Raw genomic sequence first — 15,724 nt, 5'->3', positions numbered from 1 at the left:
GCAGGCGTCGCAGAACGACTGGCCCGGTTCCGCGCGGGTGCCGCATTCGGCGCAGTTCTGGGTGGTCGTCATTTCTCCGGGGTCCTTTCGGCGGGTACGGCGGCGTCGGTGGCGTCGGTGGCGGTCACCTGGACCGTGTACGGCATATGGGCGGGGCGGGCGGCGGCCACCAGGGTGTCCAGGCGGTGCCGGTCCCCGGGGGTGGGGTCGGGCAGGCGGAGGTGCACGTGCAGGCGCGGGCGTGCCTCACCGGGGACCGGCCCCAGCGGGCGGGCGCTCCAGTCGGCGCCCCCGCTCTCGCTGATCTCCGGTTCGGCCCCGAAGGCGAGCCGCACCGCTTCCGACAGGCCGCGCCGGGTGCCGCGGATGCGGTGCAGATACGCGGCGGCGGCCACGGCTGCCCGCAGCAACTGCTCGGGTTCGCCGCCGTCGGTCTCCGCGCCGACCCAACTGCCCAGCCACTGCGTGAAGTCGAGCGGCGCGAGGGACGGCCGGAAGTAGGTGTCCAGGCAGTCGAGCACGCCCTGGATCGGCGCGATCACCTCGTCGAGACCGGCGACGAAGCGCTGTGCCAGGTCGTCGTCGGCGAACACGGCGGGCAGCATCATGCCGATCGGTGCCGAGGAGCCCAGGCCGTCGATGGAGCCTCTCATCAGGAGCCGTCCCCGATCACCCGGACGCGGTGGTCGAAGGAGAACACCAGCGAGGGCGCGGAGAGGTCGATACGGTCGGTCGCCTCGCCGCGCTTGCCGGTCAGCGGGTCGGCGGGGTGCAGGACCACCGCGTCGACCAGTTCCACTCCGGGCACCCGTTGCAGCACCGCGAACACCTCACCCGACTGCACGGGACGGCCGAAGGGCCAGCCCGTGCCGTCGGCGCCCCCGGTGAGCGGGTCGAGATGGCGGTACAGGGCGTCGTGGGCCTCGCGGCGCACTCGGTCCGTGTCGACACCCCGGAACGCGTGGACCGTGGCCACCACCGTGACGCCCTGGTAGTACGGCGGACCCACCGCCAACCGGGTTCCGATCAGTCGCCGTTCGTCCAGATGGCGGGTGATCCGGTCCAACAGCACGTCCCCCGGAACCAGTTGCTCGAAGCGCAGCCGGCCGCCCGGGTCCGGTACCGCCTGCGGCACCACCAACACCCGTACCGCATAGGCCCCGTGCTCGCCCTCCTCGCCCTCCAGGCAGGTGATGCGCGCGGTCTCCGGGGCGGCACGGCGGGCCAGCTCCTCGTAGTCGCGCAGGGTCACCGCCCGCTCCTGGGCGCGCAGGGTGATCGGAGCGCGGACCTTGGCCTCCTCCACCGTCTCCCCGTCGACCCCGCCGCGCGCCGCCTCGCGGTTGACGACCTCGGAGACGTACGGAATGGAGGTGCGCAGAATCTGTACGGCCCCCCGGGCCACGTTGCCCGCCCGGCCGCCGCCGGTGCGGTACCGGCGGGCGCGGATCGGCGCACCCTTGGGGGCGGCCGTGCCGTACTGGCGCAGCGAGCCGTCGGGTTCGCGCACGGCCGGGCCGAAGGCGATCTCGCCGGTCGTCGCGTCGAGCGTGATGTGCCGGTCGTACGGGCCGGACGCCGCGAAGTTCGGTACCACCTGCCAGTCCACCCAGCCCTCGTGCTCGGCCGTCTGCAGCAGCACCGGCGGGTTGTCGCCGACCACGGGCGCGTGCGCCAGCCGCAGCCGCTGCCCCGGCAGCCCGGAGGACTCGCCGAGCGCCTCGTCGTACACCGTCTCGGCGTGTACGACGGCGGTGGTGCCGCCGATGGTGAAGGCCTCGGCCGAGCGGACGGTCGGGGAGGTGGTGTAGAAGGGCTGGCCGGGCAGGGGCTCGGTGACCCGGCAGCGCAGCCAGCCCGCCTCCTGACCGGCGTTGCGGGACAGGACGTGCCCGCCGGGAATGTGCAGGACCACCTCACCGGGGCGGTTGAGACCGCCCGTGCCGTCCCGGTCGACCTCGCAGGGCTGCCAGCCGTCCGCTGTCCACGCCTCCCACACCAGCGGCGGCTGGCGCGGGTCGACGCCGACGCCGTCCACCCGGCTGTCCAGGTCGAGGGCGAGCGCGCAGTGCGGTACGGCCGCGGTCAGACCGAGCAGCATGCAGTCGTCGGGGTCGGGGGACTCCGAGAAGCACAGCAGGTCCTTGTCCTCCTCGGCGAGGTCGGGCGTCCGGTCGACCGCGGGCTCGCCCCGGTGCTGCACCAGAAGATGACGCAACTCGCAAGGGACGACCGTCAGTTCGCGCTCGGTGGCGAAGACGACGGCCTCCTCGCTCTCCGTGCGCATGGTGGCGACCTCCGTGCCCACCGGCACGGACACCGGCTCCTCCTGCGGCGCCGACAGCCAGAACGTCACGTCCGTGCGCGCCGCCGACGGCGGGAAGAGGGTGATCCCGACCAGGTCCAGGAACGCCAGATGGTTCTTCTCCGGCACCCGGTTGAGCCGGTAGACGATCTGGTCGGCCATGTGCGCGACCGTCTCGACGAGGGTGACGCCGGGGTCGGAGACGTTGTGGTCGGTCCACTCCGGTGCGCGCTGCTGGATGTAGCGCTTGGCGTCGTCGACGAACTGCTGGAAGCGGCGGTCGTCGAGGTTGGGGGAGGGCAGGGCCATCAGCGGTCGCTTTCCGGAGCCGGGGAGGTGCCGTCCGGCTCGTCGTGGGACGGAATGACGTAGAAGGGGAAGACCAGGCTGCGCGGGTTGTTGGTGCCGCGGATCGAGTAGCGGACGTCGATGTACAGCACGCTCTGGTCGGAGCCCGCCGTGACCTCGACGTCGTCGACCTCGATGCGCGGCTCCCAGCGGTCCAGGCTGACGTACACCTCGTGCTGGATACGGCCCGCGGTCTGCTCGTTGACGGGCGCGAAGACCAGGTCGTGGATGGCGCAGCCGAAGTCCGGGCGCATCGGCCGCTCCCCGGGCGCGGTCGACAGCACCAGCCGGATGGCCTCCTCGACCTCCCGCTCGCCGCTGACCAGGGCGATACCGCCGGTCGGCCCGATGCGCAACGGGAACGACCAGCCGGACCCGACGAACTGTTCGGCCATCAGCCGCGCACCTGCCTCTCCTGGAAGACCTGCCGCCCGCTCATGCCGGAATCACCATCACGGGCATCCCGTTGGAGGTCAGCACGCCCATGATCGGCACCGTGACCGCCCGGATGCCGACGTTGGCGACGGCGTTGATCTGCACGCTGGCCATCGCGCTGAGCGTGGCGCTGCCCAGCGCCTTCATGTTCAGGGCGCCCGTCGCATCCAGTGACAGCGCGCCCGCCGCCTCGACGTTGACCAGGCCGTTGCCGCGGATGTCGAGCGTCCCGCCGCTCTTGATGGTCAGATTGCGCCGGGCGCTGAGGGTGAGGTCCGTGCCGGCCTCCACCGACACCGACCGGCTGCCCTTGATGGTGACCGAGCCCTTGCTGTCCACGACGATCTCGGTGTTCGTCCGGTCCAGGTCGATCACCAGCCGCTTGTCGCCGGACGCGAGCCGGACGCCCTGCTTGCGGCCGCCGGTCTTCTGGCTGAGCAGGTCCATCCGGTTCCCGTCCCGGTCGGAGACGGTGTGCCGGCTCGCCTTCTTCCGCACGGTGTCGTGCAGCGGCACGTCACTGACGACGGTCGGTCTGTCCCTGCCGTTGTAGAGCCCGCCGATCACGAAGGGATGGTCGAGGGCACCCCGGTCGAACGCCACCAGAACCTCGTCGTTGACGTCCATCGGGAAGACCCCGCCGCCACCGAGCCCGCCCAGCTGCACGGTCCGCGTCCAGTCACTGACGTAGGTGTCGTCCAGCCACGGGAACTGCAACCGGACCCGCCCCTGCTTGAGCGGGTCGTTCACGTCGGTGACCAGGGCGTTGGCCACACTGGGCAGCCGAGGAGCGGTGTCCGCGCCCCCGGACGCGAGCCCGTACAGCGAACGCCACTGCCGGCCGCTGACCGTCACCCACGCCTCGTAGTGGGTGCCGTCCCCGAAGGCGTGCCGTACGGAGGTGACGGTGTACTTGCCCTCGAAGGGCACGCCGACGTCCGCGAGGGCCACCGGAACTCCCGGGCGCAGCTTGGGATTTCCCCGCGCCACCACCTCCAGTTCGGCGAAGGAGGAGGTGACGTCGTCGGCGAGCGCGTCGGCGGCGAACTTCACCTCGCTCTGCTTGTCGTACGGCGTGCCCGTCTCCACCAGCTTGGCGGTCTTGAACTTCCCGGCCGCCGCGCCCGGAGTGGTCCCGATGGTGATGGCCGGGTTGGAGGTGGCGGGCGCGGTGGCGGTGAGCTTCTTCTTCGTGGTCACGTCCCAGCCCCGCGACTCGACCTTCCCGACCTGGTCGGCGGCGGTCACGGCGGCCCGCAGCCGCAGGATGTCGTGCCCGGCCTGGAGCACGAACGGACTCTTGTCGCCGTCGGTGTCGGGGGAGGGCGCCCCGGAGGACGGCTGGGGCGTCACGAACTGGAACTTGCCGTCCGCGTCCACGGACATGACCATCTCGTTCTCGTCGGCGAGCCGTGCGAGGAAGTCCCAGTCGCTGACGTTGGACTGGCTGATGAACTCGTACACCGTCTTCGTCGACTCGATCCGCCCGATCGGCACCCCGTCCTGCGCGGCCAGCTTCCGGGCGATGTCCGAGGCGCTCTGGTTGCGGTAGGCCGCCACCCGGCGCTGGCGCAGCAGGCGGTGCCCGAAGTCGTAGCCGCGGATGACGGTGAACGTGCCGGTGCCGTCGTAGTCGGCCTCCAGACCGGTGACCTCGCCGGTCAGCAGCGGATCGGAGGCTCCCTGACCGTCGGCGACCGGCGCCAGGACCACCTTGGTGCCGAAGGTGACGCCCAGCTTGCCGAGGAGCAGCCGGTACGGGTCCCGGAAGGTGAGCCGGAACGCGGCCGGTACGCCGACGCCCTGGTCGACGTAGCTGTCGACGAGCGCACGGGCGAACTCGGGAGGCAGCTTGGCGCCGCCGATCTTCACATCGATGACATTGGAGAACGCGGTACGCACCATCAGCCGCGCACCTCCTCGGCGGCGGGCAGTACCAGTTCGACGCCGGTCGGCAGGTGCCCCGGGTCGTCGATGCCGTTGGCCTCGGCGATCGAACGCCAGGCGGCCGCGTTGCCGTACTCCCGCCAGGCCAGCGACTGCAGGGAGTCCCCGGCCACGACTCGGTGCACGCGCTGCGCGGTGAGGGCGCCGGAGGTCGGGTTCTGCCCCTTGGTCTTGCTCGGGATCTCGTGCAGCTGCAGTCGGCAGGTGGCGCGGATCGGCACGCCCGTCGTGCCGAAGAGGGTGTAGTTGGCCTCCACGGAACTGACGTACGCCGTGAACCGGGCCGTCGAGAACGACCCCCACTGCAGCACCACCCAGGGCGGCGACGGCTGCTTGGCGGCGATGCTCTTGGTCGTCACCTCGCAGCAGTCCAGCAGCGACTCCACCTTCTTCAGCACGGTGTTGCTGGTCGGCTCGTCGGAGGAGTCGAGGAAGATCTCCACGCTCATCTCGCGCGGTTGGGCGCCCATGAACTCCGGGAGCGGGCCGTCACGTTCGATCTGCGCCGGGGTGGACTTCCACTGGGCGCGGCGGGTGAGGGACAACTGGGCCGGGTTGAAGTCGAAGCCGAAGGTCTTGATGATCCCGCCGGGCGTGGTGCTGCCGCCGACGGGGGGTTCGTGGATCGCGAGCGTGGCGCGTACGAGGCTCTTGCCGGCGCCCTTGCTGCCCTTTGCCATGGTGTTTCGGGTCCCTCCCCTCAGTCCGTGGGTCTCAGTCCGTGAAGCCGTGGTGGGCGATCTCCAGCACCTCGGTCGCCACGGCCGGGTTGGCGGGGTCGAGGGAGGGCCCGGTCCAGCTCACCGGAAGCACGTCGATCAGGCCCCAGCGGGCCACCTCCGAGCCGTCCGCGCGCAGTGCCGCGATCTGTGCGGTGGGCCGCTTGATGCCGGTCTGCACGGACGAGATCCACTTGGCGACCTTCGCGGTGTCCGGGGTGAGCGGGCGGGTCAACCGGATCGTGGAGAACGTGACTCGGGTCGGCAGCTGCCAGACGAAGCCGTTGTTGCCGCCCTCCTGGCGGTGCTCGACCTCCACCTGGGACGACAGCCCCTCGCATCCGTTGAAGTAGCCGAGGCTCTCGCCGTCGATGCTGAGGGTGAACCAGATGGTGGAGCCCGGGTCCTGGCGGGACATCGCGGGTGGGCCTTTCTGTCGTACCGAGTCTGTCGTACCGAGTCGGGGGCGGTGGTCTGCGGGTGGCTGGGTCAGTGGCGGGGGTCGCGGAGCTTGCCGATGCGTTCGCGGTCCAGGCGGAGTTCGGTGCGGATGAGACGGGTGATGCGGCCGATGATCCGGTGCACGAGTTCGTCGAGCTGGAAGTCGGTCAGCTCACGGGGGTCGAAGGCGCCTGGCGGGATCGCCGTGTACTGGGGCGGGGCCGAGGCGGAGTGGGCGGGTGGCGCCCCAGGCGGGGTGTACGGCGGTGGCGGCTCGGCTTCGGCGCGGCGGTTGGTCGCCGCCGGGGCGGGTGGGGTGGGCGGGTTGGCCGGCCTGATGAGGGGGGTGGCGACGGTGGCTGCCGCGGCGGCTGCGAGGGCCCCGGTGGCGGACTTCTTGGCCGCCGTCTTCGACTTCCAGCCGAGGCGCTGGACGACGGGAAGAGCGGTGGAGGGCGTGGTGGCGCTCGGGGGCGGGGGCGGGGTGAGGGGCGCTACCGGGAGCGGGGAAGGGGTGGTGCGGGGAGCGTGGGTGGCTGGGGCGGTGCGCGTGGTGGGGGCGGTGAGTGGAAGTGCGGGGCGCGTGGCGGGCGTTGCGCGCTGGACGAGGGGTGGGGTGGAGGCCGCTGGGGGAGCCGGGCGGTGTACGGGCGCGGGGGTTGCCGCGCGCTGGATGGTGGCTGTGTGGGGGGTCGCCGGTGGAGTCGGTACGGCGGTGGAGGGCGCCGTGGGCGTGCGCGGTGCCTGGTCTGTGGCCGCGGGGGCGGGGGCGGCCGAGCTTGCGAGGGGGGTTGCGTCGGTGGGGGTGGTGGGGAGGGGGGCGCCGAGCGGGGAGCGGCGCGATGTGGCGGAGGGGGTACGCCGGAGGGCGGGGCCGGGCGTGGCATCGGTGGCCCTCGCGACCGGGCCCGGGAGTGAAACGGGCAGGGGGGAGGAGGCGTCGGGGCCGCTGGCGTCAGGACTGCGTTGGATGGGCGTGCCGGGCTGGACAGGCGTGTTGGGGTCTGCCGGGGGGTTCGTGCGGGGGGCCGTGTTGGGCTGGTCCTGGGGGCTGCGTTGGGTGGGCGCGCTCGGCTGCACGGGTCCGCCGAGTTGGGCCGGGGGGTTCGGATGGGCGGGCGTGCTCGGCTGGATCCCGCGGCTCGGCTGGAGGGGAGCGCCCTCAGGGGCGATGGGCTGCGAGGAGAGCGGGGCGCCGAGGCCCAGACGTCGTGTTCCGGGGGCGACACTTCGCTGGACTGGCGGTGCTGCCCCCGGCGAGCCGACGGCGGATGCGGAGGCCGGGCGCAGGCCATCGGCAGCGGCTGGCGCGTCCGGTCGTACGGCATCGGCAGCGGCTGGCGCGTCTGGTCGTACGGCGTCGGCAGTGGCCGGCGCGTCCGGTCGTACGGCGTCGGCAATGGCCGGCGCGTCTGGTCGTACGGCGTCGGCAACAGGCGTGACGGCAGGGGGCGTTGCATTGAGGGCGCGCGCAATGGTCACGCCTGGCCCAGCGGAGTCGGTATGGGCCGCGGTGGCGGGGCGCGTTGGACCGACGGCGCCGGCACCGGCCGGGTGTTCGGCGTTGGCGCTTCGCGTAGCTTCCGGGCCCGCGGCGGCCGTGGATGGCGTGCGGGGTTGCGTGGAGTCGGCCTTGGGCTTGGTGGTGGGGCGCGCGGGGTCCCCGGCGCGGGCGATGGTCAGGGGTGCGGTGTCGGCGCTGCGTGTGCTCCCTGGGCCCCCGGGTGCCGTGGATGTCGCACCTTGTTGCGCGGAGCCGGTAGCCGGTGTCGTGATGGGGCGCGTTGGATCGGCGGCACGCGGCACGGCCGAGGGAGCGGTGTCGGCGCTGCCCGTGATTCCCGAGTGGGTGCCCTCGGCGGGAGTCACGCCGGCGGGCGCCGAGGCGGCCGCGGGGCTCGCGGAACGCGTCGGGCCGACGGCGCGTGAGACGGTCGGGCGTTCGGCGTCCGCGGCGCGAGTGACTCCCGGGCGAGGGGAGTGGTCACCCCGGCCAGGGGAGCCGAGTGCGGCTGAGTCGGCAGCTGGGCGTCGTACGGGCGTGGGCGCGTCGGCGGAGGGTGCCGTCGCCCGCTGCACGGGGGAACTCGTGGCACCGCCGGTCGTCGTGGAAGTCGCCGGCAGCGCGTTCGGGCGCGGTGCCGCCCGCTGCACGTCCACCACCGGCGGCCGTTGGGGCGCCGTCGGACGGGTGGCCGCGGGGTCGCCTGATGCGCGAGCGGGGTCCGACGTCGTCGTAGGAGCCGCGTCGGAGGTGTGCCGTCCATGGGGGAGCGCTGAGTCGCCGGCCGCTCGGGAGGGAAGGCCGCCGTGCGTGCCGCCGGTCGGAGCTGTCGACGCGGCGCGCGTACCGTCCGCCGCCGCACCGGCGGTCGTACCGTCCGCCGCCGCACCGGCGATCGTACCGTCCGGTGAGGACACCGCCCGCTGGACTCCTGCCGTGGCCGCGGCGCGGTGAACGCCGCCGTCCTGGCCGCCGTCCGTCGCCGTGGCGGGCGTTCCGCCACTGTCGGCCGTCGTCTTCGGCCCGGACTTCGGGGTGGGGAGCCGCCGCGCCACCGGCAGCGTCCGCCGCTGTACGGCCGTCGCCCGGGTCTGCGTGAGGGACCTCGACCGGGATGGTGCGCCTACCGGGACGGGTGTCACCCGGAGACCTGGGACGGGGAGCGGCCGGTTCACCGCCGCGACGGATGGCGGCTGGGGCGACACCACCGGGATGCCGGGCCCGGAATCCGTGGCGGCAGCGGCAGAAGGAGCCGACGGAGAAGACACCGAGGGGCCCGAGCCCGCCCGCTGAACCGAAGGCGCCTGCTCGCCGGGACCGCTCACGGCGGCCTGCGACGCGGACCCAGCAAGGGGAACCGGCCCACGCGGGGGAGTCGTCGCGGCAGAGTCGGCCGACCCTCCCGACGAACCCACGGCACTCGTCGCCCCCATCGGCCGCCCCGCAGGGACCGCACCGGTCGGCGACATACGCGGCGTAATCAGCCGCAGCGGTACCGCCGGAGCCCGCTGCACGGCCGGCTGCGCGGCACCGGCGGACGGCAGGGCGCCCGCAGGCTGTTCCAGGCCCGTGACAGGGCGCGCCGAGGCCGGGCGCGCGGCGGCGCCACCGGCGAGCCTCGCGCTCGACCGCCCGTTCAGGACCGCGTGGGACGACGTGCCCACGAACGCCGGGTTCTGCCACGTGGGCAGACGCCTGCCGAACCCGGCGTCGGCGACCCCGGCCGGGCCAGGAGCCACGGCCCGCTGGATGGGTGGCAACGCCGTCCAGGAGGCGGCCACCACTGCCCGCCCGCCCGCCGACACGTCACGGCCGCCGGCCACCGAGCCACCGGCTGTCGAATCGCCGGCACCGGCACCGGCACCACTGGCACCACCGGCACCTGCGACCGACCCGCCCGCGCCCGAGTCACCGCTGCCCGAGTCACCGCTTCCCGCACCGCCCCGGCCCTCGGCCCGTCCCCTGAACCGTTCGAGGAATCCCACCGCTCAGCCCTCCGCCCCGGTCGCTCGCGTCACCAGGGACGCGATCTGGTCCGTGTAGCGGCGGCGGTCGTGGTGTTCCAGGTCCAGGATCTCCTCCAGGCTCCAGTGGAAGTGGTAGGCGACGTACGCGATCTCCTCGTGCAGCCGGTCGGTCGCGTACGTCACGATTCCCCCAGGCGGCTCCCGCCGAGTTCCACCTCGAAGGGCTCCGCGCAGTGCGGGCACCGCACGGCGGCGCGGGTGTGGCCCTCCGCGTTGATCTGGCGGTAGAAGTCCTGCAGGAAGGCCAGGTCGGAGGCGAACATGTTCTCCACGATCCCGTCGTGCACCATGGGCAGCGTGCCGAGGCGGGTGATGACCCGGCCGAGCAGGACCACCGACAGGTACGCCGGGTTCTCCTGCACCCGTACGTCCCGCAGCGGGACGAGTTCGTCCCGTGCCGTCGACAGGCGCATCACACCGTCCCGGTGGACGGTGCCCGACTCGTCGACGTATCCGCGCGGCAGCTGGAAGGCGAACTCGGTGCGCAGTACCTCGTGTTGCTGCGCCGGGGCGGCGGGTGCCGGGGCGGGCGCCGCCGCCGTCGGCAGCTCCGCACCCGCCTCCGGCGCGGCCGCCTCGGCCTCCGCCTCCGCGCCGGAGTACGTGACGGCGCCCCCGGCCCTGGCAGCCGAACGGCGCATTACTCGATGACCAGTTCTTCGAACGCGATGGTCACGGTCTCGGTGAGGGCGGACGCCTCACCCGCCTTCACCGTGCTCGCGTCGATCTTGCTGCACCAGGCGTTGCGCAGGTGGTAGCGCTTCACCGGGTTGTTCTGGAAGTCCATCATGATGATCGAGGCGTTCTTGCGTGCCGTGGTCATCTGACCGGAGATGGACTCGTTGATCCACTGGGTGAACGAGGCCGACTGGGTCATACCGCGTACGACCGTGCAGGTGCCGTTCTTCTTCACACCCGGCAGGTTCTTGACCACGTTCTGCCCGTTGGGGGTGTTCTGCTGGTAGGTGATGACGTCCTGCTCGATGCTCAGGCCGCTGACCTCGGCGAGGTACTCGACCATCACGCCGTCGATCTGCAGGCCGAAGTTGTGTGAGGTGAGGGCGTCACCCGGCTGGAGGCTCATGTGTTCGCTGTCCTTGTGAGGGTCTCAGGAATGGGCTGCGGAGACGGAGGCCGGGCGGCCTACTCCTCCAACTCGCCGTTTCCGCTGGAGAACTGGGCCAGCCGGAAGATCACGAACTCGGCCGGCTTGACCGGCGCGATACCGATCTCGCAGACGACCCGGCCGACGTCGACCGACTCCGGCGGGTTGGTCTCCTCGTCACACTTGACGTAGTACGCCTCCTCCGGGCGCTGCCCGAACAGCGCGCCGCTGCGCCACTCGTTGACCAGGAAGGCGGAGATGTTGCGCCGGATCCGGGCCCACAGGGCGTGGTCGTTGGGCTCGAAGACCACCCACTGGGTGCCGATCAGGATCGACTCCTCCAGGTAGTTGAAGTACCGGCGGATGTTGAGGTAGCGCCAGGCCGGGTCGGAGGAGAGGGTGCGGGCACCCCAGACGCGGATGCCGCGGCCCGGGAAGGCCCGGATGCAGTTCACGCCGATCGGGTTGAGCAGGTCCTGCTCGCCGCGGGTGATCTGCATCTCCAGGTCCACCGCGCCGCGCACGACCTCGTTGGCGGGCGCCTTGTGCACACCGCGCTCGGAGTCGTTGCGGGCCCAGATGCCGGCCACGTGACCGCTCGGCGGGATCAGCCGCGACTGGCCGACGGCCGGGTCGAAGGTCTTGATCCACGGGTAGTACAGGGCGGCGTACTTGGAGTCGTAACCGGCCGTCTCCTGCCGCCAGACGCGGATCTGGCGGGCGTTCAGGCCGGGCGGCGGGTCGATGACCGCGACCCGGTCCCCCATCAGCTCGCAGTGCGCGATCAGGCCGAGCTGGACCGCCTTGACCGCCTCCAGGTCGATCGCGCCGCGCTGGTAGGCGGCCATCAGGTCGGGGACGGCGACCATCGACACCTCGTCGATGGCCTCCAGGCCGCCGAAGCCGGTGCGGTCGGCGGAGTCGCCGAGGTACTGGGCCGGGCCCGGGTGCGCGTCGTCGGCGCCCTTGCCGTCCTTGGCGAGTACGGCGGGCGCGGCCGCCGGAGCCGCCAGGGTCAGCGTCTGGTTGTCCGGACGGGCCAGCTGCGCGGCGGGCGCGGCCTCGGTCACGGTGATGAGCTTGGAGCGCTCCTTGACCTGCGTGACGACGTAGTTGCGGCCGCCCTTCTTGGCGGTGACGTCGAAGGTCTCCACGGCCTTCTCGCCGTCCTTGACGATCAGCCGGAACCGCTCGGCCGGGCCCTCGCCCTCCGGGTCGGCGACCTCGACGCTCAGCGAACCGTTGCCGGCGGAGGCGATGGCCGACACCGTGAAGGTGCCCAGCTGCTGCGGCTCTGCCGCCGGCAGCGCGGCCGGGGTGGCGGCCCCGGCCACGGCGGCGGGAGCGCCGGCGGCAGAGCCGTCGAGGGGCGCGCCCTCGGCGGAACCGCCCACACGGACCACGTAGGCCGCCGTTCCGCCGTTGTTGAAGAAGCCGTAGACGGAGTGCGCGAGGTAGTACCCGTCGGTGAACTCACCGAAGGACGCGACGTACTGGCTCCAGTTGGTCACCAGGGTCGGCTCGTTCAGCGGACCGGTCGGGGCGAGTCCCACGAAGGCCGCGACCGACGTGCCCACCCCCTCGATGGGGCGCGAGCCGCTGGCCACCTCCTCGACGTAGACGCCGGGCGACAGGTAGGACGGCATGCTCTGCACTCCTCGGGGTACGAGACAGGAACGCCTCCAGCCTCACGCGCGTGCACGGCCCGCGGAAACGTCCGCCGGTGCCGGGGCAGGGGCACGGTCGTTGCCCCCGGCAGTGCCCGTTGGGGCAACCCGGCCGTCGTCCCCCGCCGGTGCAAGGCGCCACCGGGGGCAGGCGGGACCTTCGCAACAGGCCCTAGATCTCCTGGCTGCCGTAGGTCCGGGCGACGAAGTTGAACCGCAGCCTGAACTGCGCGAACCAGTTTTCGCCCGCCTTGTCCGACAGTGGCTGGCGCCACCACTTCATCCGGGTCTGCGGGAATCGTTCCTGCTCAGTGGGCTGCGGGTTGCCGAGGTAGAGGGCGTGCGCGTTCCAGCCGAGCGCGCCGGCGCCCGCCACCCGCTCGTTCACATCGCCGGAGGCCATCTGCGTCAGCGCCTTCACCACGTGCTCGAAGCCCATGCCCGGCCGGGTGAGGGACGGGATGATGCCCGCCGCGTGGGCGAGGCTCTCGATGAGCTCGATGTGCGCGTCGCCGTCCTCCGTCCGCCGGAGCACGAGGGTGAAGCCGTGGCCCGCGTACTCGATCCGGAACACGGACTGCAGGCCCTGCGTCCAGGCTTCGCGGATCGACTCGGTCAGCGTCCCCACCGCCGCCTGGAACTCGTGCAGGTCCGCGGCCTTGTCCGGGTTGGGCCCGTGCGCCGGCGGGTTGGCGGCCGGATCGGTCAGCACGGGGAACAGGGCGTGCGCGGTGGGGAAGCACGCCGCGTACTCGATGGGGTCCTTGAGGTTCGAGTCGAGGATCTGCGGAGCGATGTCGTGCGCGCCCATCGGGTCGTAGGCCGGGTCGAGCAGGGCGTTCAGCACGTTCTCCCCTGAGGTGCCGACCTTCTCGGCGAGCTGTGCGATCTGCTGAGAGTAGGCGCCGAGGCCCTGCTCGACGTTCTTGCCGATGGTCTGCGCGGGAGCCCGCTGGATCGCCGCGGTGCCCGCGCCGGGCGCATGGTGGTGCGAGTGCCCCTCGGACTGCCCCGCCGTCTCCACCCCCGTCGGCACGCCCGTCTCGACCGCCTTCTGCACGGGCGCCTGCATCACCCTGCGCGCGTTGTCCTCCGCTGCCCGCTCGAAACGGTCGGAGGGGTCGGACATCGACAGCCCCGAGCCGTTGTCCGTGCCGGCGACGGGACCCCGGCGCTGCTGGACGACATGGGTGAGCTCGTGCGCGAGGGTGTGCGCGTCCCCGCCGCCGCGGCCGATGACCACATGGTGGCCGCTGGTGTAGGCACGGGCGCCGATCTGCGCGGCCGACGTCTGGGCAGCGGCGTTGTCATGGATACGCACGTCGGAGAAGTCGGTGCCGAAGCGGGACTCCATGTCCGTGCGGACGCCGTCGTCCATGGGCCTGCCGGGGCTGCGCAGCACCTCGTGGACGGCGGACCGCTGCACCTGGGCGCTCGGCTCCTCGACGGCGCCGTGCCCGCAGCCCGGGCCGTGCCGGTGACCGGCCCGCTGGACCGTCTCCACCACGGCGGCGTTGCCCGCGGCGCGCTGCAGCGCCAGCAGCTCCCGTACCTGCCGCGAGGCGTGCGCCGCCGGGGGCGTCACCGGGCGCACGGCCGGCCGGGCGGTCATCTCGCCTGAATCTTTCGCGCGCATGGACGAAGTCCTCCTCTTAGACGGCACGGTCTTCCTTGCCTACCCCAGCGGCCGGGCAGGGGGAAGGTACGCAAGGGCAACGCTCCGGCCCATCCCGTCGTCGACCGCTGCCCATGCGTCCGCTGACCCGGCACCGCGGTCCGGCTACCGTCCCCCCGGTGAGCCTGTGGACTTCTCTGGAACCTGCCTCCGCGACCGTGGACCCGGGGGGCATTGCACGCGTGCGGCTGCGGTTGCGCAACACCGGTGATGTGGTCGACGAGTACCGGTTCGAGCCGGTGGGGCCGGTCGCGCCGTGGACGATCGTGGAGCCGGGGACTCTTCGGCTCTATCCGGGGACCACGGGGACGGTGGAACTGACGTTCTCGCCGCCCCGGACGCCGGACGCGGCTGCCGGTCCGAATCCGTACGCGGTGCGGATCACGCCGACGGAGCACCCGGAGGCGACGACCGTCCCGGAGGGCAATCTCACCATCACCCCGTTCACGGAGGTGCGGGCGGAGTTGGTTCCGCCGACGGTGAAGGGGCGTTTCCGGGGCCGGCCTCGGCTGGCGATCGACAACCTGGGCAACACCAAGCTCACGGCGTCGGTCAACGGCAGTGACAACGGCGATCAGTTGTCGTACGACATCCACCCGAGCAATGTGCAGATCGAGCCCGGGCGTGCCGCGTTCGTGAAGACGACGCTGAAGCCGCGGAAGATCATCTGGTTCGGGGCCAGGGAGCAGCGGCCGTACACGCTGTCCGTGTTGCGTTCGGGCGTCAATCCGCTTCTGGTGGAGGGGACTTACATCCAGCGCGGGTTCCTGCCCCGCTGGCTGGCGACCTTCTTCGGGGTTCTCACCGCGCTCGCCGTGACGTTCGTGATGCTGTGGATCGCCTACAAACCCGCGGTCAATACCGGCGCCACCGAGAAGGTCGCCGAAGCCGGCACCACCCTCGCACCTTCCCCCACGCCCTCCCCGGCCCTGCCCCCCGCCCCGCCGCCCTCGTCGCCCGCGGCGCAGCAACCGCAGGCCCCCGGCGACGGCAACGGCGGCCAGGGCGGTAGCGGCGGCGGCGCGGCTGCCCCGCCCAAGAAGAGCGCCAAGCCCGTCGTGCCGGCGACGAACATCCTGCTGCGCAACACCACCACCAAGAAGTGCGCGGACATCCCCGGCTACGACAACGGCACGATGGGCGGCCCGGTGCGCGAGTACACCTGTGACGGGACCTCTCACGACAACCAGCTGTGGAACCTCGAGGTGAAGTACGCCAAGGGCGGCCCCGGCGGGCAGCCCCTCTTCCAGATCCGCAACGTCAAGGACAGGCTCTGCATGGACCTGCCCAACTACGGAGCCGAGCCCGTCACGACGCCGATCAACGAGTTCACCTGCGACGGCACGACCGCCGACAACCAGCTGTGGTGGGTGCAGAAGCAGCAGAGCGGCGCCTACTGGATCCGCAACTTCGCCAGCGACAACAAGTGCCTGGACGTGGCCGGCTACAGCACCGGCGGCAACGACACCAATCTCACCCTGTACGACTGCTCCACCACCGACGATCAGGAATGGCTGATCGTCCACCCTGCGGAAGGCTGACGTGACCGGC

At 72.2% G+C, this 15,724-nt stretch carries 13 protein-coding genes; 1 reads left to right on the top strand and 12 read right to left on the bottom strand.

Annotation, left to right across the window (positions count from 1 at the left end; genetic code table 11):
* Positions 1-68: 68 nt before the first annotated feature.
* The 12 genes from ASC56_RS31010 to ASC56_RS40110 all read right to left on the bottom strand — a co-directional run bounded on the left by ASC56_RS31010 (position 69) and on the right by ASC56_RS40110 (position 14,134).
* Entirely contained in the window at positions 69-653 is a 585-nt protein-coding gene (locus ASC56_RS31010; RefSeq protein WP_055494921.1) for a phage tail protein, read from the bottom strand.
* The gene (locus tag ASC56_RS31005) at positions 653-2,614 is read right to left on the bottom strand and encodes a putative baseplate assembly protein (protein ID WP_055494920.1); all 1,962 of its coding nucleotides are present in this window, start codon (positions 2,612-2,614) and stop codon (positions 653-655) included. The genes ASC56_RS31010 and ASC56_RS31005 overlap by 1 nt, the downstream gene beginning before the upstream one ends.
* Positions 2,614-3,048 carry a GPW/gp25 family protein gene (locus tag ASC56_RS31000; protein WP_055494919.1) on the bottom strand — a complete coding sequence of 145 codons (435 nt, stop codon included), beginning with the start codon at positions 3,046-3,048 and terminating at the stop codon, positions 2,614-2,616. Before ASC56_RS31000 ends, ASC56_RS31005 begins: the two co-directional genes overlap by 1 nt.
* A 40-nt stretch (positions 3,049-3,088) precedes the next feature.
* Positions 3,089-4,993, bottom strand: a complete 1,905-nt coding sequence (locus tag ASC56_RS30995; RefSeq protein ID WP_055494918.1) for a VgrG-related protein — start codon at positions 4,991-4,993, stop codon at positions 3,089-3,091.
* Positions 4,993-5,715, bottom strand: coding sequence for a LysM peptidoglycan-binding domain-containing protein (locus ASC56_RS30990; protein ID WP_055494917.1), 723 nt, complete (start codon positions 5,713-5,715; stop codon positions 4,993-4,995). The genes ASC56_RS30995 and ASC56_RS30990 overlap by 1 nt, the downstream gene beginning before the upstream one ends.
* Before the next feature lie 34 nt (positions 5,716-5,749).
* Entirely contained in the window at positions 5,750-6,172 is a 423-nt protein-coding gene (locus tag ASC56_RS30985) for a phage tail protein (RefSeq protein ID WP_055494916.1), read from the bottom strand.
* Between the two features lie 71 nt (positions 6,173-6,243).
* Positions 6,244-7,275 carry a hypothetical protein gene (locus ASC56_RS30980; protein ID WP_055494915.1) on the bottom strand — a complete coding sequence of 344 codons (1,032 nt, stop codon included), beginning with the start codon at positions 7,273-7,275 and terminating at the stop codon, positions 6,244-6,246.
* Between the two features lie 2,412 nt (positions 7,276-9,687).
* The gene (locus ASC56_RS41320; protein WP_199836110.1) at positions 9,688-9,849 is read right to left on the bottom strand and encodes a DUF6760 family protein; all 162 of its coding nucleotides are present in this window, start codon (positions 9,847-9,849) and stop codon (positions 9,688-9,690) included.
* Positions 9,846-10,367: a hypothetical protein gene (locus ASC56_RS30975; RefSeq protein ID WP_055494914.1), complete on the bottom strand. Its 522-nt coding sequence runs from the start codon at positions 10,365-10,367 to the stop codon at positions 9,846-9,848. Before ASC56_RS30975 ends, ASC56_RS41320 begins: the two co-directional genes overlap by 4 nt.
* Positions 10,367-10,810: a phage tail protein gene (locus tag ASC56_RS30970; RefSeq protein WP_055494913.1), complete on the bottom strand. Its 444-nt coding sequence runs from the start codon at positions 10,808-10,810 to the stop codon at positions 10,367-10,369. The genes ASC56_RS30975 and ASC56_RS30970 overlap by 1 nt, the downstream gene beginning before the upstream one ends.
* A 59-nt stretch (positions 10,811-10,869) precedes the next feature.
* Positions 10,870-12,477: a phage tail sheath subtilisin-like domain-containing protein gene (locus ASC56_RS30965; protein ID WP_055494912.1), complete on the bottom strand. Its 1,608-nt coding sequence runs from the start codon at positions 12,475-12,477 to the stop codon at positions 10,870-10,872.
* Positions 12,478-12,670: 193 nt separating this feature from the next.
* Positions 12,671-14,134 (bottom strand): DUF4157 domain-containing protein, encoded by a 1,464-nt coding sequence (locus ASC56_RS40110; RefSeq protein ID WP_107309390.1) that lies wholly within the window; start codon positions 14,132-14,134, stop codon positions 12,671-12,673.
* A 158-nt stretch (positions 14,135-14,292) separates the two neighbouring features.
* Here ASC56_RS40110 and ASC56_RS30955 point away from each other — a divergent pair, with 158 nt between their 5' ends.
* Positions 14,293-15,714, top strand: a complete 1,422-nt coding sequence (locus ASC56_RS30955) for an RICIN domain-containing protein (RefSeq protein WP_055494972.1) — start codon at positions 14,293-14,295, stop codon at positions 15,712-15,714.
* Positions 15,715-15,724: the final 10 nt, after the last annotated feature.

It is taken from the genome of Streptomyces sp. TP-A0356 (assembly GCF_001417775.1).
Lineage (GTDB): Bacteria > Actinomycetota > Actinomycetes > Streptomycetales > Streptomycetaceae > Streptomyces.
This window is presented reverse-complemented; position numbering and strand designations above follow the sequence as displayed.

Coding starts and splice junctions, on each gene's coding strand:
- ASC56_RS30965 (WP_055494912.1), bottom strand. CDS start 12,477: ATGCCGTCCTACCTGTCGCCCGGCGTCTACGTCGAGGAGGTGGCCAGC.
- ASC56_RS40110 (WP_107309390.1), bottom strand. CDS start 14,134: ATGCGCGCGAAAGATTCAGGCGAGATGACCGCCCGGCCGGCCGTGCGC.
- ASC56_RS30970 (WP_055494913.1), bottom strand. CDS start 10,810: ATGAGCCTCCAGCCGGGTGACGCCCTCACCTCACACAACTTCGGCCTG.
- ASC56_RS31000 (WP_055494919.1), bottom strand. CDS start 3,048: ATGGCCGAACAGTTCGTCGGGTCCGGCTGGTCGTTCCCGTTGCGCATC.
- ASC56_RS30995 (WP_055494918.1), bottom strand. CDS start 4,993: ATGGTGCGTACCGCGTTCTCCAATGTCATCGATGTGAAGATCGGCGGC.
- ASC56_RS31010 (WP_055494921.1), bottom strand. CDS start 653: ATGAGAGGCTCCATCGACGGCCTGGGCTCCTCGGCACCGATCGGCATG.
- ASC56_RS31005 (WP_055494920.1), bottom strand. CDS start 2,614: ATGGCCCTGCCCTCCCCCAACCTCGACGACCGCCGCTTCCAGCAGTTC.
- ASC56_RS30990 (WP_055494917.1), bottom strand. CDS start 5,715: ATGGCAAAGGGCAGCAAGGGCGCCGGCAAGAGCCTCGTACGCGCCACG.
- ASC56_RS30985 (WP_055494916.1), bottom strand. CDS start 6,172: ATGTCCCGCCAGGACCCGGGCTCCACCATCTGGTTCACCCTCAGCATC.
- ASC56_RS30975 (WP_055494914.1), bottom strand. CDS start 10,367: ATGCGCCGTTCGGCTGCCAGGGCCGGGGGCGCCGTCACGTACTCCGGC.